Source organism: Bifidobacterium cuniculi (genome assembly GCF_000741575.1).
In the GTDB taxonomy this organism is placed as follows: Bacteria; Actinomycetota; Actinomycetes; order Actinomycetales; family Bifidobacteriaceae; genus Bifidobacterium; species Bifidobacterium cuniculi.
This window is the reverse complement of record NZ_JGYV01000005.1, coordinates 133,047-156,001: the sequence shown is the minus strand read 5'-3', so window position 1 is coordinate 156,001 and position 22,955 is coordinate 133,047. Positions and strand designations below refer to the sequence as shown.

Below are 22,955 nucleotides of genomic sequence, written 5' to 3'. Positions count from 1 at the left end.
CTTGCCAAGGTAGGCCCCGTGTTGTAACCTATTCAAGTTGCCGCCGGAAGGCTGGCAGTGGAGGATTCGCCTAGTGGCCTATGGCGCACGCTTGGAAAGCGTGTTGGTGTAACAGCCTCGCGAGTTCGAATCTCGCATCCTCCGCCTGATGAAGAACCCCCGGTCCGAAAGGACCGGGGGTTCTTGGTTTCGGCGGCGAACGCGGGCCGCCCTAGAAATATCACGAAAAAATGAAACATTTCTCAAGGGGCTCCGATTACAAAGGATCGCCGCGCCTCCATATGAAGGAAGCCTCACCCCAAACCTGCCAAGGCACCCACGCAAAACCCCACCCCTCGTGCGCCCCATTTCGAACATCTGTTCCCTCCCCCGCCATTTCAGTGCTACCATGAACCCGCTATCCAACTCACCCACCACAGGAGCCCACCATGTCGTCGTCCATCGCACGCCGTTCCCTCGCCGCCTTCGCCAGCGCCGCACTGCTGCTCGGCCTCGGGGCCTGCTCCGCGGACGGCCTGTCCGCGACCTCGGACGCCACGCAGGCGTCGAGCTCCACCTCCGCCTCAGGCACCACGGCGCTGGACGTGCTCGAGACCTTGCCGGTCAAGGGCCGCGCGCCGAAGACCGGCTACAGCCGCGACCAGTTCGGCGCCGCCTGGGCCGACGTCGACCACAACGGCTGCGACACCCGCAACGACGTCCTCAACCGTGACCTCACCGACGTCACCTACAAGGACGGCACCCACGACTGCGTGGTCACCAGCGGCGTCCTCGACGACCCGTACACGGGCACGCGGATCGACTTCACGCGCGGCCAGGACACGAGCACCGCCGTGCAGATCGACCACGTGGTGGCGCTGAGCAACGCGTGGCAGACGGGCGCACAGCAGCTGAGCGAGGAGGAGCGTCGCCAGCTGGCCAACGACCCCTACAACCTGCTCGCCGTGGACGGCCCCGCCAACCAGCAGAAGAGCGACGGCGACGCCGCCACCTGGCTGCCGTCCAACAAGTCGTTCCGCTGCGAGTACGTCGCCCGGCAGATCGGCGTGAAGAGCAAGTACGGACTGTGGGTCACGCAGGCGGAGCATGACGCCATGGCGAACGTGCTGTCCGGCTGCCCCACGCAGGCCGTCCCGACCGACGACGGCGTACAGTCCGCCGGCAGCCAGACGACCAGCCAGTCCGCCGACAACGGCCAGGACACGTCGGGCACGCCGTCCGAGGCGGCGGACACGTCCGTCACCTATGCGAACTGCGCGGCGGTGCGCGAGGCTGGCAAGGCGCCGCTGCACCGTGGCGAGCCCGGCTACTCCACCGCGCTCGACCGTGACGGCGACGGCGTCGCTTGCGAGTGACCGGCCACGCTCAGGCGGCCACCGCCAGCCGCGAGATCTCACGTTCAATCACGGGCAGCACCACGTCGCAGTAGTCGCCGGGCAGCTGCCTGAGCAATCCCATGGCGGCCTGTGCACGGAAGGCGTCGTCCTTGAAATGCATGCGGGTGAGCACGATGGTCGCCGCGTCGTCACAGGCGACGCCGTAGGAGCACCACGCCTCGGTGCGCTGCTGCCAGGGGGCACGGCCCAGCGCGTCCCAGTCCGGCTCCGCGCGCTGCACGACCTGCAGGGGCACCATGAGCAGGTTCGTCTCCTGCACCATCTCACATTGCTCCTCCAGCCGGCGCCTGCCGGCCGCGAAGCGTTCCCTGTCGCGTCGTTCGAAGCCCTGCACCAGGTCCTCCGCGCCGGTCGGTCCCAGCAGGGACTCGGCCAGGTCGCGCAGGTAGAGGGGATTCCTGCGGACCTCGCCGATGGGGTGCTTCCGTTTCGACTCCACCGTGGCCGCCACCTGCGCCGCCGCGGGCACCTCCGGCCCTTCCCACAAGTCCTCGCAGGCCTGCAGTAGATACGCGGCATCGTAGAGGTAGCGCCGGTCCACGTCGAAGGTCAGCTCGCAACGTTCGTCCTCCTGTCCCAACGGCACCATGCCCGCAGCCACGGCGCGCGCGTACTGGAAATCACCCTCGACGCACAGGCGGCGCCGGTAGTCCACCAGCCGCCGGTAGCGGGTGTCGGTGGAGGCGCCGCGGGCGCGTACGGCGGGGTCCTCGCGCAGCAGGCAGCTGCCCAGCGAGGCGTCGGTGAGCAGCGTGGCGGCCATCTCGTTGACGATCCGGTGGGGACTGCCCCACTGCAGCAGGACCAGTGCGGCCAGCCGGTGCGCCTGGGTGGCATACTCGGCCATGTCCTCCTGCCTGGTGCGCGAACCGAAGCGGCCGCGCCCGCTGCCGCGCAGCCAGCGGACCATGCGCGCCAGTCCCATGGGCCGGATGGTGGGCGGCATGCGCGGGCTGGGTTCGTCCATCACGAGCGCCATCCGCGCATCGTTGACCAGTTCGTAGAGCCAGACCGTCAGCCCCTTGGCGCGCACGCCGTTTTCCGTGCGGGCCAGGAATTCCCGCGCGGCAGCGACGAGGGCGTCGTCGGCGCAGAACGCGGCGGTCGTCACCAGCGCGGACCAGCAGCTGCAGCCGAACAGTTCCCACGACAGGCGTCCCGGTTCGTCGACGACGGACGGCGGCACGTCCGGCTGCCGGTCGGCGGTGCCGGCAGCAGGGGCACCGGACAGCGCGGCGCCGACGGACACACCGGCATCGACTCCGGTGCGAGGACTGCCGGCACGCGCTGCCACGGTGCCCCCGCCACCGCCCGGACGACCTGCCATGGCACCTCCGTCGCGGTCCGCACCGCGCGTAGCGATCCTCGTCTCGGCCACCACCAGCTCGAAGCACTGCCGCAACTGCCGCAACTGGTTGAGGAACCGCGCGGAATCAAGGATGAACGGGGTCTGCATGCTGAAGGCTCCTTCCCTCGCCCCAAGGCCACGGACGGGCACCGCGGCCACCGGCGACGCGTGCCGGCATGTCCACCGTGCCACACCTCGCCCGCATGCGCCAACGGACACCCCCGGACATGTGGATATGTGGATGACACGCCCGCTATCCACATCCCCGACCATGATTGTGGATAACGCGCATTGCGCGGACATGCATGGACGTGCATGGTCCGCGCATGGACCAAACCAATGGAGAATCGCATATGTTCGTGTTACGAAATGCCTGCCGCACCCTGCGACGCCACCCATGGAGGAGCCTGCTGACCGTGCTCGTCGGCCTGCTCCTGGCCGCATGGTCGGTGTTCGGCACCGCCGTCCTCAACACCTGCCGCACCGCCCTGGGCGCCGACTACGACAGCATCGCCCCGCAGGTCACCATCCGCCCCAGCGCCGAGACGCTCAAGGAACGCGCCGGCGACGACGCCGACTGGACCAAGCACTACGTCAGCTGGGAGACCTACAACGAGATCGGCCTGGCCGCACAGCAGGCGAACGTCCAGTTCCAGTACTCCGTGACCACGAGCGTGCCAGTGCGCGAGGACTCCTCCTTCAAGGCCATCACGGACGACCACACCTCCGACGCCTCCCAGGACAAGACGGGCGGCGACTTCACGCTGGTCGGCGTCTTCAACGACGTGGCCGCGCAGGCCAACGAGATGGGCACCTGGAAGATCGTGGAGGGCGAGAACCTCTCCTACGACGACGTGAGCGAACCCACCGCCATCATCTCCAAGCAGCTCGCTGACGCCAACGGCACCAAGGTCGGCGACAAGATCACCGTCGCCAAGCCCACCGTCGCCAAGGCCACCTGCACCTTCAAGGTCACCGGCATCTACGAGTACGTCACCAACCCGAACGACGCGCCGGGCACCGACGCCGAGTTCGCCAAGGACGACCGCGACAACGCCCTGTACACCACCTACTACGACTTCGCCGGATACGGCCTGGACAGCACCGACGCCAAGGGCTGGGCAATCCCCGACGTCAACGTCATCTTCACACTCAACAGCCCCGCCGACTTCGAGAAGTTCAAGGCCGCCATCAAGGACGTGCTGCCTGAGGGCGACACCGTCACCTCGCCGAACCTCGACGCCTACCTCAAGTCGCTGGTGCCGCTGGAGCGCCTCGCTGAGCTCACCCGCATCATCCTGATCTGCGCGTGGGCGATCGGCGGCGCCATCCTGCTGGCGCTCACGCTGTGGCAGGTGCTGCCGCGCAGCAGCGAGATCGGCTACGACCTGGCGATCGGCGTCACCCGCCCGCGCGTCGCCCGCCAGTTCTCGCTGGAGAGCCTCTTCCTGACCGTGCCGGCGCTGGCGATCGGCCTGCTCATCGGCGCCTTCGCCACCAATCCGCTGGTCGGCATGCTCGGCGCCGGCCACGACATCGCCATGGACGCCGGCGTCGTCTGGAAGGTCGCATGGATCGGCCTGCTGTGCTGCCTGGCGCTGGCGATCGTGGCGATCGTGCGCGTCGCCTGCTACCGCACCGCGCACATGCTGCGTTCGCACTACCTGAACAATGCCGACTGAGAGGAGCCTGCCATGACCGATCACGAGAACGCCATGCATGACGACGATGCCGTCGAGACGCCGGCCGTGCAGTACACCATCGAATACGACGACGTGGTGGAGGCCGTCGATGCCACGGCCGACGCCATGACCGATGCGGTCGAGACCGCAGAGACCCTTGCCGATGCCGACGATGCGGATGCGACGGCAGACGCGGACACGACCGTGGGCGATGGCCCCGATGACGACGCAGCCGCAGTCGAGGTCACCGAGGTGCCTGCCGAGACGGCCGCAGAGGATTCGGCAGACACCGAAGCGGACGGCGGCACCGATACCGCCGCGTCAGTCGCCGCGGCGACTGACGTCGCCACCGCCAGTCGCGTCGCTTCCTCGCTCGACCAGGAACTGGTCGAGGAGGAGGACACTGCCGCCCGCGACGCCGTCTTCCGCTCCTATCCCCTGCTGGCGCTGCAGCACGTCACGCTGGCCGCACGCGGCGGCGGCAACCTGTGGGAGGACCTGTCGCTGACCTTCGAGGAGGGCCGCTCCTACGGCGTGCTCGTCGACGGCGACGACCGTCGGCATGCGGCGCTCGTCGGGCTGCTCACCGGTCTGGTGACGCCCAGTCAGGGCATGGCCGTCATGAAGACGACGAACCTGCTGGAAATCGACCCGCTGGCCCTGCGCGGCCACCGCATCGGCGTGATGCTGCCGCAGCTGGCCCTGCGCGACGACCTGACGGCCCTGCAGAACGTCACCAACGCCATGGAGGCCTCGAACCGCAACTTCCTCAAGCCGATGCCCACCATCGCCCGGGAACTGCTCGACGCCACGCACTTCGGCGAGCACGACGACGAGGCCGCCAAGCCCGCGCACGGCGTCGACACCCTGGGCGCCGACCTGGGCCCCGTGGACTGGCACCGTGCCGCCATTGCCCGTACGGTCTGCACGGACCCGGAAGTCGTGGTCGCCGACGAGCCGGCTGCCGACCTGTCCGGCGAGGACGTCGACGAAATCGTGTCCCTGCTCCAGGCCCAGGTGACCACCCCCGACCGCCGGCGTGCCGTGATCGTGGTGACCACGGACGAGCATGTGGCAGGCAGCTTCGACGAGCTGGTGGACCTGCGCTGACGCCCATACGCCTCCCTGCCCACGTGCGCCATGACTGGTTCGATGTGGGGTGCTTGCTCGATGTCGGAGCAATCCGCCTGCTTGGCCAGCACGCCCCTAGGCAACCCCGGGCGCACACAACCGAAGGCACGTAAGTCAGCCGGCGGATTTGTCTGGGTTTTGGCGCAGATCCGTACAAATTCGTCGTCCCAGCCTCTCTTTACGACGAGTTCCTACGGGAGCCGGCCGGGTCCCGTAAGAATTCGCCGTCCCCGTCCTTCTCCACGGCGAATTTGTACGGAATCCGGCCAGTTCCCGTAGGAATTCGCCGAAGACACCCGTCCGCCGACCTTGCCGACGGCGCATCCGCGGCAGATCAAGGAGCCCCGGCGCTACCATGGGCACCATGACCACAGGAACCATCCCCACGTTCGAGCAGATCGACGAACTGCATCGCAAGGTCGCGCCCTCCGACGCCGCCTATGACCTCATCCATACCCACTGCGTCATCGTCGCGCAGATCACCCGTGCGCTGGCGCACCGCCAGAACGCGCTGTACATGCGCCGCTGCACGCTGCCTGCCGACGCCGTCGAACGCACCGGCGACTACACGATGCTCGCCGGCGAAAACGGCAATGACGTGCTGCCACGCACCGGTCACGCCTTCGCCGTGCCCGCCACCGATGGCGTGACCGGCGGCATGATCCCCCCGCGCTACCTCGACGTCGCCCTCGCCGTCACCGGCGCCTTGCTGCATGACATCGGCACCTACCGCGTGCTCAAGGACGACGGCGCCGACGGCCGCCGGCCGCTCAGCTTCGACGGCCCGCACTACGTGCAACACGGCCTCATCGGCTACGAACTGCTGCTCAACGAGGGCATCGACGAGTCGATCGCCCAGTTCGCGCGCAACCACACCGGCGTCGGGCTCACCCGCGAGGCCGTCGAGGCGCAGGGGCTGCCCCTGCCGCCGGACGACTACGTGCCCATGAACCTCGAGCAGGAGGTCGTCATGGTCGCCGACAAGTACCACAGCAAGTCCGTGCCCCCGCGCTTCCTGACCGCTGCGAGCTACGCGCGCAAGGCCGCACGCTTCGGCGAGAAGAACAGGGAGGAGTGGCTGGAACTGGTGCGCAAGTACGGCGAACCGGATATCCCCGCGATGGCCAAGGAGCATGGCATGGCCGTGAAGTAGCTACCTGCCCCTTCCGGGACTCTCGGTCCGTGGGCCACTGGCGATTGGCCACGCATGGTCCCGGACCATGCGGATGCGCCGAGATTTTGCGGCTCTTTTCGTTGAGAGATATCAAAATCGGGCATACACCCGAGTATCCGCTTTCGCAAAATGGCGGTATTCCACCCTTTCGAGGAAGCGGATACTCGGGTGTATGCCCGATTTTGATATCTCTCAACGCCCAGGGCATTTTTGCCCATGGCCCGCGGCCACAGCCGTCAGATGGCGCGGATGCGATACTCCCCCGTTCGATTCGACGCGACAATCATGTGGTTGTTGGGAAGCTCCTGCCAGCCGTCCTGCGCGAAGCCGGAGGAGGCGACGACGAGGCCGCGCGGGCCGTCGAGCTCACGGTAGCGCAGCACGCTGTAGTCGGCAGCCTCGTCGGCGCGGCCGTACCGGTCGTAGACGTCGATCACGCCTTGGGAGGTCGGGCCGTCGCCGTGCGCGCGCAGGGCGATGAACGTCCCCTCGCCTTGGATGAGGCAGTTGTAGCTTGAGTCCGGGTAGGCGGCGCGCAGCTCGTGCACGGCCTGCGCGAGCGCCTCGTCGAGCGCGAAGCCGTAGCCGAGGTACTGCAGCACGGTGGCGAAGTACATGGCGGAGTCGGAGCGGCCGCCGGTGGACTGCACGAGGTTCTGGTCGATGGGCCACGCACGGTTCGTGGTGATGTTGCGTCCCGACGCATCGGAGATGTCGCCGTTGTGGGCGAAGCTCAGGCCGGAGGCGTGGAAGGGCTGCTGGTTCTCGAGCACGAGCGGCAGGTTGGAGCTCGCCAGGCGCAGGTGCCAGATGCCGCTGCGCGCCGGCACGTTCGCCAGTTCGGGGAACATGGGGTCGTGGTGTGCGGCGATGGTGTTGCGGTACAGCGAGAAGCCGGTCTCCGGGGAGGGAGCGCCGCCGTCGGTGGCGTGCGCGGCCTGCGCGGGTGCGGTCAGCAGTGCGGTGCCCCAGCCGTCGTTGTGGATGGTGGCGAGCTCGCGGTACGCGGCACAGTCGCGCATGCCAAGGGCCTCGGCGAGGCTCACGTTGACATTCGCGGTGGCGTATCCAAGCAATCTGCACATGGTTGGCTACTGTAGCCCAAACGGATTGCGAATGCACGCCCCCTCCGCGGATCCGTTATCGGTTCTCCTGATAGCCGGTTGCAGAGTCGTCCGACAGCAGGTCGTGGTTGGTGCCCATGCCGAGTTTCGCGCGGATGGCCTGCAGGTGCTTGCGCACGGTGGACGAGGCGATGTGCAGGAAGGAGCCGACGCTCGACGTGTCGCCGCCGCTCAGTCTGTAACCATTGAGGACCTTCTCCTCCTGGAGGGTGAGCTGGGCTTTCTCTTCCGCTTCCCGCACGACTCGCTCGTGGGCCTCTTCGGGCATCTCCCAGCCGTCGTAGGGGCGGCCTTCCGAAAGCTGGGCGAGCGAGTCGAGCAGCTGGTCCAGTTCCTCCTTGTACATCAGGCCCTGGGCGCCGGCGGCACGGAGGTCCCGCATGTAGTAGTTGATCTCGAAGCTGGTCATGCCGAGCACCGGCACCGTGCCGTTCTCCAGGCGCAGGCGACGGCACAGCTGCGGGCCGGTGAGGAGACCGAGGCCCATGTCCATCAGCACGAGGTCACCTTCGGCACACCGTGCCACGATGTCCGGCTCCGTGCCGACGTAGAGCCGCACCTCGTAGTTGTTCTTGCGCAGGAACTTCACCAGGAATTCCCCCGTGAAATGGTCATTCTCCACAATGCTGACCAGTTGCCTTGTTGCCATCAGTACCCCTTCGTCGCACCCAACACAATCATGTATCAGCTTGGCACATGGTTCGGAAGGTGTCAAATGGGGGTGTCCGCGTGTGGACCCCCTGCCCTTCTCCAGGGAGTTTTCAGAGAGGCGGAAGACATCAGACATCTACACGTTTCGTGTAGAACGCTTTCGCTCGAAGAAAACATGGTCCATAATCAGGAATCAAGCCGGAAAGCCGACCCACCAACATCAACGGAGATGTTCTCCCTAGACAAAGGAACCACCAATGATTAAGACAAAACACCGGGCACGTCACGCTTTCATCGCCACGCTACTCGCCACCGGCCTCGCATTCAGCATCACCAACGTAGCCCACGCAGCCACCGCCACGTACTACCCCATCAGCAGCGGCACCATCGAGAACGGCTACTTCCGCGGTAGCTACACGGCAGCCGCCGACCGCTCCTACATCACCCTGAGCTCGACGAGCAGCACTACCGAATGCTACGCGAAACAGGATGGAAACACAAACCCCGCATACCAAAAAGGAGGGCCCGGGCAAGGATGTACTGCCGTACAAACAGGCACCACGCTCACCGTCGGTGACTACGTGAAGTACGTCGTATCCTGACAGATATCTTTTCTACACCATGCTTGCAAGGTGCTTGGGATACATCCATATGCATCCCGGACACCTTGCGCTTTCCCATACATATGTATTTCAAAACACTCTACGCAACGTTTCTCAAGGTGCTGATCATGACACCAATATCCCCACCATCACGCCGATATCGCACTGGTGTTGCCGCTTGCATGGCCTGCATCCTTGCCTTGGCCGCCGGATGTTCGCAGACGTCTGCCACGGATGGCTCTCCACAGGCATCGGATACCGTCACGGCACAGGAGCAGGGTTCCAAGCGGGCCGGCTCGCTCAGCGAACGCATCGAATTCCTGATGGACTACGCTGACAACAACGCCGACCACGCCATGTCCGAACGCCAGCAGGCGATCCTGGAACGCGCGCTGGCCAATGACGGGATCATCACCAAGGCCGACTACGACCAGGCATGGAGCAATTTCTCGACATGCCTGACCGACAAGGGATACAATCCGCCGGTCACCGCCCGGTACCAGGACGGCGTCCACGGCAATACCTTCATGGTCGATGTCGGCGACCGCGGCGAGGAAGTCGACGAGAAAGTACATCAGGATCTCTCCCAATGTCTGGACCTGGAGTTCCTGAGCGTGGACGAACTGTATCGTGCCGCCGTGGGCAATCCCAACCTCTACCAGCAGAACGAAGTGGCACTGGCGGACTGCCTGCGTCGCAAGAACCTCGTCGAGGTCTCCTACACCTCCTCCCGCTACCTCGAGGAGCGGCAGCGCTCGTGGGACCTCTATGACGAGGCGGTCGCCGTCAGCAACGATCCCGCCTCCGCATGGGACGCATCCAAGGCCGGCTATTCCTTCGACCTCGACAACCCGGATATCCAACTGTGCTTCGTCACCAGCGGCATCGACATCCGCAGCCAGGATCCCGGCGCCCAGGACGAAGTCACGTGGAAGGTCTTCGACTAGAGCGCCCTGGGAAAAACGTAAGATTTCTCAAAAGGTCCCTACTCCACCTGCTTGAGCCTCGGAGGCCTCACGGTGGCCAGGAACAGGGGCTGCACCTCGGTGACGGGGTTGTAGGGGGCCAAGCCGAACCACTTGACCGGGGAGCCGGCCACGTGGCGGATGGCGTACTTGATGCGCAGGGCCATGGCGCCGCGCTGGGAGACCTTGGACTCGGGCATGAGCTCCTTGTGGATGAGCACGTACCGGATCGGCCCGATCTCGGGGTCCGCGTCCACCTTCGGGTAGCGCGTGTGCTGCTGCGGCAGGCGCCCCTCGCGCAGCAGGTCGTGCATGATCTGGTGCAGGTAGGCGGGGATGGACTGCGAGACCTTGAACCCGAGGCTGATCCTCACCCGGAACAGGTAGTCGGTGCCGTAGTCCTCCACCTGGTATTCGCGGGTGAAGGGCGCGTCGGTGGTCTGCACGGACACGATCCACCAGGCGCGGGCACGCTTGGGGTGGTCGGCGAAGATGGAGAAGAACACGTCGGTGTCGATGCGCTTCATGTCCTGGTCGCTCGTCAGGTACACGATGTTCTCCGCGTACATCGGCACCGACGCATCCTCGTGGAGCCGGCGCAGCACGGGCAGGCACTCGTCGGGCTGCATGTGCCGGCGCTGGGCGCGCTCCAGCCTGGTGCCCTCGTCCCAAGTGGCCATCACGGTGAGGATGGCGAGCGTGAGCAGCAGCGTGAACCAGCCGCCGTGCAGGAACTTCGCCATGGATGCCACGAAGAACAGCACCATGATCGTCGGGAAGACGACCGCGAACACCACGGCCGCGACCTTGCTGCGCACATGCCACAGGTAGACGGTGACGAGGATCGACGTCATGACCATGGTGACGGTCAGCGCCAGCCCGTAGGCGGCGGCGATGCGCTCGGAACTGCCGAAGACGAGCAGCACGGTGACGGTGGCCGCGCACAGCACGCAGTTGACGGTGGGGATGTACAGCTGCCCGCGCGTACGCGCCGGATAGCGCACCTGCAGGTGCGGCATCCAGTTGAGTCGCGTCGCCTCGGAGACGATGGTGAAGGCGCCGGAGATGAGTGCCTGCGAGGCGATGACGCCGGCCACCACGGACAGTACGACCGCCATGGTGCGCACTTGTGGCGACATCATGGCGAAGAAGGGGTTGGGAGCACCGCCGGCGCGCACGAAGGCGGGGTTCTCCAGGGTGCGGATGATCCACGCGCCCTGGCCGAAGTAGGACAGCACGAGTGCGAGGTTGATGAAGGGCCAGGTGACGTAGATGCTGCCGCGGCCCACGTGGCCCATATCCGAGTAGAGGGCCTCGGCGCCGGTGATCGAGAGGAACACGGTGCCCATGAGCGCGAGCCCCGCATGGTTGTCGCCGCTGACGAGGAACTCGATGCCGTAGGCGGGGTTGAGGGCGCGCAGCACCTCGGGGTTGCCGGCCATGCTGACGGCGCCGGTGACGGCGATGAAGAGGAACCAGACGAGCACGGTGGAGCCGAAGACCTTGCCGATGCGTTCGGTGCCGCGCGACTGCACGGCGAAGACGGCGAGGATGATGACCAGCGCGATCATGACCGTCAGGTTGGGGTTGGCGTCGAAGACGCCCTGCAGCGCGGGCAGCGTCTCGAGGCCCTCGACGGCGGAGCTGATGGACATCGCCGGCGTGAGCACGGAGTCCGCGAGGAAGGCGGCGCCGCCGACCATGGCGGGCACGATGAGCCACGCGCCGTACTTGCGCAGCAGCGAGTAGAGCGCGAAGATGCCGCCTTCGCCCTTGTTGTCCACGCGCATGCAGATGAGCACGTACTCGATGGTGGTGATGAGCGTCATCGTCCAGAAGACCAGGGAGAGCATGCCGATGACGGCGGTGGCGTCGGCGTGCGCGACGCCACCCTGGCCGGCCAGGAAGGTCTGCATGGTGTACAGCGGCGAGGTGCCGATGTCGCCGTAGACGACGCCGAGGGCGACGATGGCCATGGCCAGGGACACCTTGTCGGAGCCGGACTGCAGCCGGCGCCACCAGCGGCCGACGGGACCGCCGGCCCTCTGGGCCGCCTGCCTGTCGGCTGCCTGCTCCTGCAGCCGCTGCGCGTCGCGCAGCGCGGCGCGCTCCTGCTTGGTCATCACTTGGTGGGATACCTTCGGGGCGTGGGTGGTGCGGTCCGCCTGGACCAGCAGTTCCTCATCGCTTCCGTCGCTTGGCCGATCAGCCATGGCGGTTCCTTTCACGGGCGGGGCGGACCCCGCAAACACAAAAAGCAAATGAGAACACTACCGAGTCGCGCCCCGGTCCGCCAAATCGCTTTTCCCAAGGCGCAGCGGGCCCGGAAAAGTCGCAGGCGTGCGCATGCATGGCGCCTCCGCGGCGCCGGCCCTGCGCGCGCCTGCCCGGGAATGGCGTCACCGGGCCATTGTCAGATGCCATACACCGTCCTGGTGGTGGCCCGGGTGGCACGCGCCACCTCCCCGATCGGCAGGTCGAGATATTGAGCGAGTGCAGCCAAAGTGTATGGAATCATGTAGGGCGCATTCGTCCTTCCGCGGAATGGCATGGGCGTCAGGTAGGGCGCGTCCGTCTCGACCATCACGTGGTCGAGGCCGACGATGCGCGCGGATTCGCGGATGCCCTCGTTGCCCTTGTAGCTGCACGTGCCCGACATGGACAGGTACCAGCCCTGTTCCCTGGCGACCTGCGCCATCTCGGCGTCGCCGGAGTAGCTGTGGAAGACGGTGCGCTCGGGGGCGCCGTCCGCCAGGAGCGTCTCGATGACCTCGCGGTGGGCGTCCCGGTCGTGGATCTGCATGGGCAGCCCGAGTTCCTTGGCCAGGGCGATGTGGTCGCGGAAGGCCTGGCGCTGGATCTCCTTGCCGGCCTCGCCGGTGCGGAACAGGTCCATGCCGGTTTCGCCGATGGCCACCACCTGCGCCGGATAGGTACGTGCCAGGCGCGCCACCTCAGCCATCGCCTCGTCGAAGGGCACGTCGTGGTGGGGCTTGTAGCGCACGGGCAGGCCGTCCGGGCCGGGCACGCCACGGTGCCCGTGGAGCACGGACTCGTTGGGGTGGATGGCGATGGCGGCATGCACGGTGCCGGGGTGTTCGCGGGCCATGTCGACGGCGGTCATGAGCTCGGGCAGGGTGCAGCCGGAGTCGATGACGCCTTCCACGCCCACGGCAGCCGCCTGGGCGAGCAGTTCGTCCACGCCGTAGACGGGCACGGGGTCCTGCCCCTTGGCCACGGCCTCGTGGCTCATGGCCTCGGAGAAGGGCACGACGGAGGCGACGTGCGTGTGGTCGTCGATGACGTGCGCGTCCTCGGGCAGTGCCGGCGGCGCCGGCGCCCAGTTGCGTTCGCGATGCTTCTTGCCCATGTGCCCATTCACTCCTCGCCGTAGCTGACCTTGAAGACCCTTGCGGAGGGTTCGTCGTCGTCGGGCACCACCAGGCGCACCGTGGTCGGGTCCACCTGCTCGATGGTCCATGGCTTGGCGCCGGGCGCGTCCTCGGGCCTGGCCGGGTCGGGGAACACCTGGGTGATGTGCGCGTCCTCGCCCAGCTGCAGGAACATGGTGTCCGTGCCGCTGCGCCGCCAGACGGCCAGGTATTCGCTGTGCTCGCGGTCGGCCATCATGGTTTCCACGGCCGGCCACACGTCGTGTGCGATGGCGGCGTCGTGGCGCAGGCCGTAGGCCAGCCAGGGCCCGTTGAAGTCGGGCAGCCCATAGGGCCACCACGGCACCAGGTGCCCCTGTTCCTCGAGAATCTCGCGGTGGAGGGCCACCGCCTGGCGCACCAGCCGCATGCGCGGTTCGGGCAGCCGGTTGAGGAACCCTGACAGGTACAGGCGCCCCAAGACGCCGGAGACCAGCGCGAAGACGGCCTGCTCGTCGTCCATGTCCTCCTGGACGACCGCCCAGTCGCCCTGCTGTTCGGGCAGCACGGCCAGTCCCGCACCGGCGGCGATGGCGGCGAAGACGTGCGGGTCGCTTTGGTCGGAAGCCGACTGCAGGTCGAGGCGGCTGAGCATGGCGTAGTCGGCGCGCATGGCGCCGGCGGCCGCATTCTCGATCATGACGTCCGGGTGACGGCGGCGCAGCCCGTCGATCCACTGCTGCACGGCGCGGCAGTGCTCGAGCAGGCCGGCGCCCACGGAGTCGGTGTCGACGTCCGTGCCGGCGCCGGGCACCGTGTTGCAGTCGAACTTGAAGTAGCGGATGCCGAACTCGTCGATGAGCCGTTCGACGACGGCGGTGGCGTGCGCGCGTGCCAGCGGCGAGCGGAAGTCGAGGTGGTAGCGGTCGTAGTCGGCGACGCGCCTGCCGTGGCGGCAGAAGAAGGCGCTGTCGGGCAGCGTCTTCGCCACCGGCGAGTGCACGCCGACGATCTCCGGTTCGAGCCACAGGCCGGGCTGCATGCCGTGCGCGGTGATGTCGTGGATGATGCCGGCCATGCGCACGATGCCGAAGCGGTCGATGGAGGGTTCCCAGTCGCCCACGGAGCTCCACCAGTCGTCGTCGTCCTCGACGAACCAGCCGATGTCGATGCAGAAGACGTCGGCGCCGGCCTTCGCGGCGCCGTCGACGAGCGGCAGTTCGAGCTCGACGTTCGGCGAGCCTTCCACGGTGTTCATGTAATCGTTGTAGACGACCTTGAGCTCGCCGGCGTCGAACTGCTCGGTGCGGCCCTGACGCAGCGTCATGCGCTGGCGCAGGGCGCGGCGCTGGACGGTCATCTCGGCGACTGCGCGCTGCCAGTCGCCGGCGCAGATGACGAAGGAGACGGGCACCGTCACGAAATCGTTGCCCTCCCCCATCATGCTGAACCATTGGTGGTCGACGTATTCGGGGCCGTAGGCGGTGACGCGCAGGCCGGGGTTGTTCTCGCCGATCTCCCACTCCCAGGCGCCGTTGTGCTCGATCTGCCACATGAAGGAGAAGGAGGAGTCGGGCAGGGCCTCGTTGACGCCGGAGATGATACCGGTGGGCAGGAACTCGCCGGTCGACCAGGTCGAGGAGGAGGCGAAGACCAGGTGGGCGGTGGAGGCGCTGGGCACGCCCAGCTGGTCGTGGCCGCGCAGGGCGGTGGCGCGCAGCGGCTGGCAGGTCCACGCGTTCTCCAGGCACCAGGAGCTCTGCGCACAGTAGACCAAGGCCTGGGAGTCGTCGAGGCGGGCGGCGGCCATGGGCAGGGTCACGTTCATGGAGGAGACGGCCTCCACCGGGTACTGGTCGTCGCAGTGCACGCGCGTGCGGCAGCGCACGGCGCTGTGGCCGGGGATCACCTCGAACAGGGAAGTGACGACGGGGCCGCGTTCGTCGGTGGAACGCTGCACGATGGCCAGGCGCCACGTGGCGTCCGGGGCGTCGGGGTCGGCGGGTTCGACGACCCTGGCCTCCTCGAAGCGCAGCTTGAGGCCGGCCGCGGATACGGCGAGGCGCTGGTGGTTGTCGGCGCCGCCGTCGATGGAGGAGCGCAGTTCCACGATGGGCTGCGCGTCCGGCTGGCCGGGTATGTCCACGCGCGCGGGCATCATGCCGCGACCGGAGAGTCCCACGAGGGTGACGGGGGCGTCGTCGTGCACCTCGAAGACGCAGGTGACCACGCCGTTGCCCCATGCGATGCGCCCGGCCGTGTCGGGTGCCACCCGGCGCGCGCCCGCCAGGTCCGCCTCGAACTGTTCCACTGCGTTGCGTTCCTCGCGCATCACGCACCTCGCTTCCCTCCGGCGCCGTTCCTCTGCTCTCCGGCGCGGCCCCTACGCGGCGGGGGCAGGCGAGGTATCCCCTCGCCTACCCCCGTGATAACTGTTCCATTGTAGACCCAGACCGTACCGCATCCTCAGCCCAACGCCTGCGCGATCATCGCGGTCTGCGACTCCACCAGGCGCCAGTAGGCGCCCTTGCGGGCCATGAGCCCGTCGTGCGTGCCGCGTTCCACGATGTGGCCATGGTCCACGAAGCAGATCATGTCCGCGTGCTCGATGGTGCTCAGGCGGTGCGCGATCACGAAGCTCGTGCGCCCCTGGAGCAGGTGCTCCAGGCCGGCCTGCAGGGCCGCCTCGGTGGTCGTGTCGATGTTGCTGGTGGCCTCGTCGAGGATGAGGATGCGCGGGTCGGCGAGCAGCACGCGCGCGAAGGCGATCAGCTGGCGCTGTCCCATCGACAGGGTGCTGCCGCGTTCCTGCACGACCGTGTCGTAGCCGTCGGGCAGCGCGGCGATGAAGTCGTGTGCGTGCACGGCGCGGGCGGCGCGCTCGATGTCCGCGTCGGAGGCGTCGAGCCGACCGTAGCGGATGTTGTCGCGGATCGTGCCGGAGAAGATGAAGGTGTCCTGCAGCATGACGCCCATCTGGCGGCGCAGCGAGTCGAGCGTCACGCCGCGCACGTCGTGGCCGTCGACGCGCACGCTGCCCTCCTCCACGTCGTAGAAGCGCGACAGCAGGTTCACCACCGTCGTCTTGCCCGCACCGGTCGGCCCCACCAGTGCCACCGTCTGCCCGGGCGCGACGTGCAGGTCGAGCAGGTTGAGGATGGGCCGGCCCTCCGGCTCGTAACGGAACACGACGTCGTCGAAGTCGACTTGCCCGCGCACCGGCGGCAGCTCGACGGCATCCGGCGCGTCCTTGATCTCCGGGCGCACGTCGAGCGTCTCGAAGATGCGTTCGAGGTACGCCGAGCAGGTGATCAGCTGGTTGTAGAAGTTGCCGATGTTGATCACCGGCGTCCAGAAGTTGTTCGCGTAGCCGATGAAGGCGATGAGCGTGCCGGTGGTCGCCACGACGCCGCCGACGTGCATGACGCCCACGTAATACAGCAGCGCCATGGTGCCCACGGAGATGATCTCCATGCTTGGCCACAGCAGCATGTTGACGTGCACCGCGCGCATCCACGAACTGCGCACCGCGTCCTGCTGCTCCTGGAAGATGCGGAACTGCCCGCGCTCCTGGGCGAAGGTCTGCGTGGTCTTCACGCCGGCGATCGACTCGTGGATGAAGGCGTTGAGGTTGCTCTGCTTGTTACTCAGCCGCTGGTAGGCGCGCCGCTGGAAGTACTGCAGCACGCGCACCGTGACGATGAGCAGCGGGAAGAGCACCAGGCTCCACAGGGCCAGCCGCCAGTCGATGGCAAACATGACCACGAGCGTGATGACGAAGGTGAACACGTCGGCGATCACGTTCACCAGGCCCGAGCTCAGCGTGTCGGAGAGCGTGTTGACGTAGTTGACGACGCGGATGAGGATCTTGCCGTGCGGCCGCGAGTCGAAGTAGCTGAAGGGCAGCGTCTGGATATGCGTGAACAGGTCGCGGCGCATGTCCTTGAGCATGAGCTGGCCGACGCGCGTGATGGCGAGCGTGCGGTAGCGCAGCGCGATCTCGTAGAGCATGATCAGCACGAGCATGACCAGGACGATCCACCCGAGCAGCCGGTAGTTCCTGTCCGGCAGGACGTCGTCGATCACGACCTTCGTCAGGTAGGGCACGCTTACGGCGATGCAGCTCATGGACACCACGACGGCCACGATGCGCGCGATGTGCCCACGGTAGGGGCGCAGGTAGCTGCCCACACGCTTGAGGTCGGAGAAGTTGATCTGCTCCTCGAGTTCCTCGTCCTCGCGATAGGTGTTGCGACGGGCCATCTCATGCCTCCTTTCCGGTGCGGTCGGCGCGTGCGTCGGCAGGCGCCTCGTCACGGCCGTCGTAGCCCTGTGCGCTGCCGGACTGCAGGCCCAGCTGCCGTCGGTAGATGTCGTGGTAGCGGCCGTGCTGCGCGATCAGCTCGTCGTGCGTGCCGCGCTCCACGATCCGTCCGTGCTCCAGCACGAGGATCAGGTCGCAGTCCTTGACCGAGGAGATGCGGTGCGCGATCGTTACGATCGTCCTCGTGCCGCCCAGCTGCGCCAGGTGCTGCTGGATCTGCGCCTCCGTCTCCATGTCCACGGCGCTCGTCGTGTCGTCCATCACCAGGATCGACGGATCGTCCGCCAGGGCGCGCGCCAGCGACAGCCGCTGGCGCTGCCCGCCGGACAGGCCGACGCCGCGCTCGCCGACGACGGTGTCGTACCCCTCCGGCAGCGCCTCGATGAAGTCGTCGGCGCCGGCGATGAACGCGATGCGGCGGATGTACTCCGGGTTCGGGCCGCGGTCGTCGGGCATGCCGAAGCCGATGTTCGAGCCGATGGTGTCGGAGAACAGGAAGGTGTCCTGCGCGACGACGCTCACCGCGTCGCGCAGCTCGGCCAGCGGCCAGTCGCGCGCGTCGCGGCCGTCGATGAGCACGCGGCCGGCGGTGGGGTCGTAGAAGCGTTCGATCATGTTCACCAACGTCGACTTGCCGGAGCCGGTCTCCCCGAGGATGCCCAGGTGCGCGCCGGCGGGCACGGCGAAGTCGATGTCCTCGAGAACGGGCGTGCCCGGGTCGTCGGGGAAGGCGAAGTCGACGTGCTCGAAGCAGATCGCGCCCTGCACGTGCGCGGGGGTGGCGTCGGCGGTGCTGTCGCTGTCTGCGGTGTGCGTGTCGCGGATGCGCGGTTCCGCGGTGAGCAGCGCGCGGATCTTCACGCAGCTGGCGTTGAAGCGCTGCCAGTCGTTGACGAGCCAGCCGGACTGGCGCACCGGCGAGTCGATCATCCACAGGTAGGAGTTGAAGGCCACCAGGTCGCCCAGTGTCATGTTCCCCTGGAGCACCAGCCAGCCGCCGAAGCCGATCGTGATCAGCTGCAGGGAGAAGCCCAGGCCGTCGAGCCACGGCATGTAGCGGCGGGTGTTCAGCGCCATGTCCATGTTGCGCTGCATGTAGTCGTCGTTCGCGCGGTCGAAGCGGTCCGTCTCGTGGCGTTCGCGCACGAAGGCCTTCACCACGCGGTTGCCTTCGATGTTCTCCTCGACCAGCGAGTTGAGCGACGCCAGCGAGTTGCGGATGGCCAGGAACAGCGGCTTGGCGCGGCCGCTGAGCTTGCGCGTGAGCACGAACAGGAAGGGCGTGACGGCGGCGAGGGCCAGGGCGAGCCGCCAGTCGATGACGCTCATCATGGCCAGCGCGCCGGCGAACATGACGATGCAGTTGAGCATCTGGTAGCTCACCCAGCTGAGCAGGTGGCGGATGGCGTCCGTGTCGGAGGTCATGCAGTTCATGATGTCGCCGGTACGCGTGTGGTTGAAGTAGGTGAAGTCGAGGCGGTGCAGCTGTTCGAACTCGTCGGACACCAGACGGTAGATGGTGTTCTGGCCGAAGCGTTCCATCCACATCTGGTTGCCGTAGTAGGCGAGGTCGCGCACGATGGTGACGACGATCATGAGGATGCACAGGCCGCCGAGCTGGTTCAGGTGGCCGGCTTCGATGACCTGGTCGACGATGCGCGCGGAGATGAGCGGCGTGACGAGCGCCATGGCAGCGGACACCAGGTACAACAGGATGCCGCCGACGGCTCGCGGCAGGTCGGGGCGCGCGTAGGCGAGGATCCAGCGCAGGTTGCCGGCGTTGCGGTTGCGGGTGGGGTCGATGAACATGATGGGTGGTAGCCGCCCTCCTTGGCGGCGGGTGGTGGGTTGGGTTGGTCGTGGTCTGGTTGTCGGCGGGTCGGGTGCCGACCGACAGTCGGTTTCCGGTTGCCGGCAGTCAACGGGTGGGCGCGAGCCCGGTAGGCGTGACTGCGGTCCGCGGCCGACGACTGTACGGCTCGGCTGGCTGGCGGTCGGTTTGGTTGTGGTTTGGTTGTCGGTGAGAGCAGATAACGACGTTGTTTTCCGGCGCTCCGGTTCTCTCTCGGTTGCCCATTCTAAAGGTCTGCCAAGTGGATGCAAGCGGCCGACTCGGCGTGTCTCGAAAATAATTGCCACAATGGATTAAGCGTTACAGAAAACCGCTGGGTGCCAGTGGTGGCACGAGCGGCCGCAACGGTACATGAGCGTGATGGCGGGGTCCGGGCGTCGTAGCGTCGCAATCGCCGGCACACAACCTGAAAGGGGTCTCGCCCCGCTTCCTCTGACATTCCGTGTCACTCACGCACGCTTTGTCAGAGTTGGGAATCGCTCCGTCTGACAAAGCGTGCGTGAGTGACACGGAATGTCAGAGGAAACCACTTCAGCATGGATGGTACGGCATGCAGACATAAGAAAAGCCGGCGGAGAGAAGGCCGCCGGCTGAGAGAGAAGAGAGAAGAAGGGTTCAGTTATGGGGGTTCGGTTGGGAACCTCGCCAGCTTGATCGCTGACATGTTCCATGTAATCGTCCGATGCTGGATGGATGGGCAATTTTTCCTGATAAATCGCTGAATACAGCGGCGCCCATGCATCGCTCCTGCTCCTTTGTCATCATTCAAAATACTCGATATTCCGCCGTTTTCCTCGTCCGACGCCCCGCTTCATCCACCCACGGATCCGCAACGGAGTCATTTTCCCGTGAGCGTAAGAACAGCGACTCATCGCAGTTGATTTCTCCAAGCGCTCCCCTGAGTCACCTCCTCCCGCTCTTCTCGCCCCCCCCCCAGATACCGAGTAGAAAAAACAAGTTCAACTTGCATTTTCTACTCCGCATCCGTCCTTCGACAGGCACACAGAAACAGATTCCTCTACAGTCCCAGGATCTGCTGCTTCTTCGCATCAAACTCGTCCTGCGTGAGGATGCCTGCGTCCAGGAGCTCCTTGAGGCTCTTGAGCATCTCCACCTGTTCACCCATGCTCGGCGCCGCGGCAGTCGCGTTGTCGGTGCCGCCAGTCGCTCCCGCGTTGCCAGCTGCCGCAACCGTCTGTCCGCTCATCGCACCGGTCATCGGGTTGACTCCTTGTGCGAAGCCCATGCCGAGCATCATGCCACCTGCGTCGCCGAAGCCGTTTTCTTGCACGCCTTGCGCAATGCGCTGCTGTGCCGCCATGTTGCCTGCCTGCGCGGAGATGTTCTCGTAGGCCGCCACATTCATGCGGTTGCTGGAGAACTGCTTGACGAGTTCGCGCGACTCCGGCGTGAACTCGATGCTCTCGATGCCGATGCCGCACAGCTGCAGCCCGAAACGCGACTCCCAAGTACCGGCGTTGGCTGCGTCGGCGCGTACGGCCTGAGCAATGGCGTTCGCCTGCGCTGGCAGCTGCGAGATCCGGTACTCGTCGGACAGTGCGTTGAGCGCCACCGCGAAGGACTGGATGTACTCGGCCAGCAGCTGCGAGCGCGTGTTGACGTCGTCGAAGCTGATGAAGTCGACGTTCGGCGGCACGAACTGGCGGATGAACTCGACCGGGTTGGTGACTTTGAGCGACATCATGCCGCGCGCGCGGATCTCCAGGTCGGTGCCGTAGAACCTGTCATGGTAGATGAGCGGCGCCGGCGTACCGAACTTGATGCCGCGAATCTCGCGCAGGTTGACGAAGGCGATGCGCTTGTTCGCCACCGGCTCGCCGCCGTACTTGAAGCGCTCGCCGATCTGCCCGAAGATCGACTTGCCGATGCCGTCGCCGGCGAAGACGCTGTCCGTGCCGTTGCGGTACTCGTAGCCGCCGGGCTGCGTGATGACCGCCTCGATCCCCGACTGGTCGAAGATGAACGCGGCCGTGTTCTCCGGCACGTAGATGCGTGACCCGTTGGAGATGACCGCGTCGGAGTGCTTCGTATTCGATCCTCGGCCGTTATTGGTTTCCCGATAGACGCCCGGCGCCACGACCGTATGTTCGTCGAAGGGTGCCGCAGTGATGATGTCGAGCCACTGGTCCGCGAAAGTACCGGCGAGTGCGCCGGAGAATGCCCTGATGAGTGCCATGGGTGATGCCTTCCTTTGCTACCTACAGTTGGCGGGAAACGCAGCAGTATTCGCAGGTGACCGTGCCACCTGATTTGCCGTGCAATGAAGCGCCACAGCCTTCGCACACTGCGGATACCGTTTCCACCGTGGCTGACGGTCGGGAACCGAAGCCGAATGCCTGAGTGAACTCGCGGGTCGCGCCACTGAGCGTATTGGCAATGTCAGAGATGAATGTCTTGGGTGCACCGACGATATCCTCATCGCTACCGGTAAGTGCATGGTTGACGGCATTGCCCAACCGAGCAAGTTCCTGATGGGAATCCATGCGCAGTACCAGCTTGCCTTGGCGAAGCACGATGTTGCATTCGTGACTATCGCCCTTGTCGAAGATGAGCTGCGGCCTGCCGTCCACGACCTTGACATCACGCAACGGCCAACGGTATGCATGCTCGACATCCTTGGCGAACATCTTTGGTTGAGTATAGGTAAAGACGAGTGCCTGGTTGGTGAGAGAGAGTTCACCACGCTGGCTGCCTTTGAAATCAGGTGCATCGCACCATACCGAGTCAAACTGGGCAACAATGCCTTCATTGGGCATGAGGTCGATGTCTTTCACTGGCCCCTCCGTGTCCTTCTTCCATGCACACCTTGTGCATTATGCGGTGAGAAGAACATACCCCCCCCCCCGGACATAAAACGCTTGGAATTCCTTGGTTTTGTAATCGTTTCGTGAGGAACGGCACCAGCAGGCTCGGTCCGACCGGTTCGCCACGTCCGTATAGGCAAGGCAGCAGCGGGCCATGTCGAGCGATGGCATGTTCCCGGCTTCCCGCAGGTGCGGGGTTACACATTTTTGGGGCTGCATCAAAATGTGTAGGTCTCCAGCCAGCACAACTTGAAAAAGTGCGGGCTTCTGGCCTACACATTTTTTCTCCGTCCAAAAATGTGTCATCAGAGCCCCGGGGAGGCACCCTGACCCGGGGCGCTTAACGGCAGGATCTGCATCCGGCGGGAAGGCACCAGACTTGATACAAGACTTGACGCATGCACGTGCATTCACGTGCATATAGAAATCTCTCATTTTCCGTGATATTTCTAGGACACGGGTCGCACGGGCGGCCCGCCCTAGAAATATCACGGAAAACGAGAGATTTC

At 65.9% G+C, this 22,955-nt stretch carries 16 protein-coding genes and 1 tRNA gene; 7 read left to right on the top strand and 10 right to left on the bottom strand.

Annotated elements, in window-relative coordinates:
* The first annotated feature begins 59 nt into the window (after nucleotides 1-59).
* Nucleotides 60-144 (top strand) — tRNA-Ser (locus BCUN_RS04700).
* A gap of 284 nt (nucleotides 145-428) precedes the next feature.
* Entirely contained in the window at nucleotides 429-1,355 is a 927-nt protein-coding gene (locus BCUN_RS04695; RefSeq protein ID WP_033516160.1) for a GmrSD restriction endonuclease domain-containing protein, read from the top strand.
* A 10-nt stretch (nucleotides 1,356-1,365) separates the two neighbouring features.
* Here the strand turns inward: BCUN_RS04695 and BCUN_RS04690 are convergent, their stop codons facing one another.
* A complete protein-coding gene (locus BCUN_RS04690) occupies nucleotides 1,366-2,853 on the bottom strand; it encodes a hypothetical protein (RefSeq protein ID WP_033516159.1) in 1,488 nt (495 codons plus the stop codon).
* 245 nt (nucleotides 2,854-3,098) lie between these two features.
* Between BCUN_RS04690 and BCUN_RS04685 the strand changes: the two genes are divergently transcribed.
* From BCUN_RS04685 to BCUN_RS04675, 3 genes are all read left to right on the top strand, one after another.
* Nucleotides 3,099-4,427 (top strand): ABC transporter permease, encoded by a 1,329-nt coding sequence (locus BCUN_RS04685; protein ID WP_033516158.1) that lies wholly within the window; start codon nucleotides 3,099-3,101, stop codon nucleotides 4,425-4,427.
* Between the two features lie 12 nt (nucleotides 4,428-4,439).
* Complete coding sequence (locus tag BCUN_RS04680) at nucleotides 4,440-5,537, top strand: P-loop NTPase family protein (protein ID WP_051920768.1); 1,098 nt, start codon at nucleotides 4,440-4,442, stop codon at nucleotides 5,535-5,537.
* 385 nt (nucleotides 5,538-5,922) lie between these two features.
* Nucleotides 5,923-6,711, top strand: a complete 789-nt coding sequence (locus BCUN_RS04675; RefSeq protein WP_033516175.1) for an HD domain-containing protein — start codon at nucleotides 5,923-5,925, stop codon at nucleotides 6,709-6,711.
* A 257-nt stretch (nucleotides 6,712-6,968) separates the two neighbouring features.
* Here the strand turns inward: BCUN_RS04675 and BCUN_RS04670 are convergent, their stop codons facing one another.
* Together BCUN_RS04670 and BCUN_RS04665 are read right to left on the bottom strand one after the other, a co-directional pair.
* Nucleotides 6,969-7,817, bottom strand: coding sequence for a class II glutamine amidotransferase (locus tag BCUN_RS04670; protein WP_033516157.1), 849 nt, complete (start codon nucleotides 7,815-7,817; stop codon nucleotides 6,969-6,971).
* 55 nt (nucleotides 7,818-7,872) lie between these two features.
* Complete coding sequence (locus tag BCUN_RS04665) at nucleotides 7,873-8,505, bottom strand: response regulator (RefSeq protein WP_051920766.1); 633 nt, start codon at nucleotides 8,503-8,505, stop codon at nucleotides 7,873-7,875.
* A 259-nt stretch (nucleotides 8,506-8,764) separates the two neighbouring features.
* Between BCUN_RS04665 and BCUN_RS04660 the strand changes: the two genes are divergently transcribed.
* Together BCUN_RS04660 and BCUN_RS04655 are read left to right on the top strand one after the other, a co-directional pair.
* Nucleotides 8,765-9,109, top strand: a complete 345-nt coding sequence (locus BCUN_RS04660) for a hypothetical protein (protein WP_033516155.1) — start codon at nucleotides 8,765-8,767, stop codon at nucleotides 9,107-9,109.
* A gap of 182 nt (nucleotides 9,110-9,291) precedes the next feature.
* Nucleotides 9,292-10,056: a hypothetical protein gene (locus BCUN_RS04655; protein ID WP_033516153.1), complete on the top strand. Its 765-nt coding sequence runs from the start codon at nucleotides 9,292-9,294 to the stop codon at nucleotides 10,054-10,056.
* Between the two features lie 38 nt (nucleotides 10,057-10,094).
* Here BCUN_RS04655 and BCUN_RS04650 read toward each other — a convergent pair whose 3' ends face one another.
* The 7 genes from BCUN_RS04650 to BCUN_RS04620 all read right to left on the bottom strand — a co-directional run bounded on the left by BCUN_RS04650 (nucleotide 10,095) and on the right by BCUN_RS04620 (nucleotide 22,416).
* Entirely contained in the window at nucleotides 10,095-12,287 is a 2,193-nt protein-coding gene (locus BCUN_RS04650; protein WP_033516151.1) for a KUP/HAK/KT family potassium transporter, read from the bottom strand.
* A gap of 200 nt (nucleotides 12,288-12,487) precedes the next feature.
* Complete coding sequence (locus BCUN_RS04645; RefSeq protein ID WP_033516149.1) at nucleotides 12,488-13,444, bottom strand: TatD family hydrolase; 957 nt, start codon at nucleotides 13,442-13,444, stop codon at nucleotides 12,488-12,490.
* An 8-nt stretch (nucleotides 13,445-13,452) separates the two neighbouring features.
* On the bottom strand, nucleotides 13,453-15,777 hold the full coding sequence (locus BCUN_RS04640; protein ID WP_081895535.1) for a beta-L-arabinopyranosidase: 2,325 nt from the start codon (nucleotides 15,775-15,777) through the stop codon (nucleotides 13,453-13,455).
* A 134-nt stretch (nucleotides 15,778-15,911) separates the two neighbouring features.
* A complete protein-coding gene (locus BCUN_RS04635) occupies nucleotides 15,912-17,708 on the bottom strand; it encodes an ABC transporter ATP-binding protein (RefSeq protein WP_033516146.1) in 1,797 nt (598 codons plus the stop codon).
* A 1-nt stretch (nucleotide 17,709) separates the two neighbouring features.
* Nucleotides 17,710-19,578, bottom strand: a complete 1,869-nt coding sequence (locus BCUN_RS04630; RefSeq protein WP_033516144.1) for an ABC transporter ATP-binding protein — start codon at nucleotides 19,576-19,578, stop codon at nucleotides 17,710-17,712.
* Between the two features lie 1,061 nt (nucleotides 19,579-20,639).
* Nucleotides 20,640-21,818, bottom strand: coding sequence for an SPFH domain-containing protein (locus BCUN_RS04625; protein WP_033516142.1), 1,179 nt, complete (start codon nucleotides 21,816-21,818; stop codon nucleotides 20,640-20,642).
* Nucleotides 21,819-21,840: 22 nt separating this feature from the next.
* A complete protein-coding gene (locus tag BCUN_RS04620) occupies nucleotides 21,841-22,416 on the bottom strand; it encodes a hypothetical protein (RefSeq protein ID WP_033516140.1) in 576 nt (191 codons plus the stop codon).
* Nucleotides 22,417-22,955: the final 539 nt, after the last annotated feature.

Excerpts from the sequence above, each read along its gene's own strand:
- BCUN_RS04630 (WP_033516144.1), bottom strand. The coding sequence starts at position 19,578 with ATGTTCATCGACCCCACCCGCAACCGCAACGCCGGCAACCTGCGCTGG.
- BCUN_RS04640 (WP_081895535.1), bottom strand. The coding sequence starts at position 15,777 with ATGCGCGAGGAACGCAACGCAGTGGAACAGTTCGAGGCGGACCTGGCG.
- BCUN_RS04695 (WP_033516160.1), top strand. The coding sequence starts at position 429 with ATGTCGTCGTCCATCGCACGCCGTTCCCTCGCCGCCTTCGCCAGCGCC.
- BCUN_RS04665 (WP_051920766.1), bottom strand. The coding sequence starts at position 8,505 with ATGGCAACAAGGCAACTGGTCAGCATTGTGGAGAATGACCATTTCACG.
- BCUN_RS04625 (WP_033516142.1), bottom strand. The coding sequence starts at position 21,818 with ATGGCACTCATCAGGGCATTCTCCGGCGCACTCGCCGGTACTTTCGCG.
- BCUN_RS04675 (WP_033516175.1), top strand. The coding sequence starts at position 5,923 with ATGACCACAGGAACCATCCCCACGTTCGAGCAGATCGACGAACTGCAT.
- BCUN_RS04690 (WP_033516159.1), bottom strand. The coding sequence starts at position 2,853 with ATGCAGACCCCGTTCATCCTTGATTCCGCGCGGTTCCTCAACCAGTTG.
- BCUN_RS04635 (WP_033516146.1), bottom strand. The coding sequence starts at position 17,708 with ATGGCCCGTCGCAACACCTATCGCGAGGACGAGGAACTCGAGGAGCAG.
- BCUN_RS04655 (WP_033516153.1), top strand. The coding sequence starts at position 9,292 with ATGGCCTGCATCCTTGCCTTGGCCGCCGGATGTTCGCAGACGTCTGCC.
- BCUN_RS04670 (WP_033516157.1), bottom strand. The coding sequence starts at position 7,817 with ATGTGCAGATTGCTTGGATACGCCACCGCGAATGTCAACGTGAGCCTC.
- BCUN_RS04685 (WP_033516158.1), top strand. The coding sequence starts at position 3,099 with ATGTTCGTGTTACGAAATGCCTGCCGCACCCTGCGACGCCACCCATGG.
- BCUN_RS04680 (WP_051920768.1), top strand. The coding sequence starts at position 4,440 with ATGACCGATCACGAGAACGCCATGCATGACGACGATGCCGTCGAGACG.
- BCUN_RS04650 (WP_033516151.1), bottom strand. The coding sequence starts at position 12,287 with ATGGCTGATCGGCCAAGCGACGGAAGCGATGAGGAACTGCTGGTCCAG.
- BCUN_RS04660 (WP_033516155.1), top strand. The coding sequence starts at position 8,765 with ATGATTAAGACAAAACACCGGGCACGTCACGCTTTCATCGCCACGCTA.
- BCUN_RS04645 (WP_033516149.1), bottom strand. The coding sequence starts at position 13,444 with ATGGGCAAGAAGCATCGCGAACGCAACTGGGCGCCGGCGCCGCCGGCA.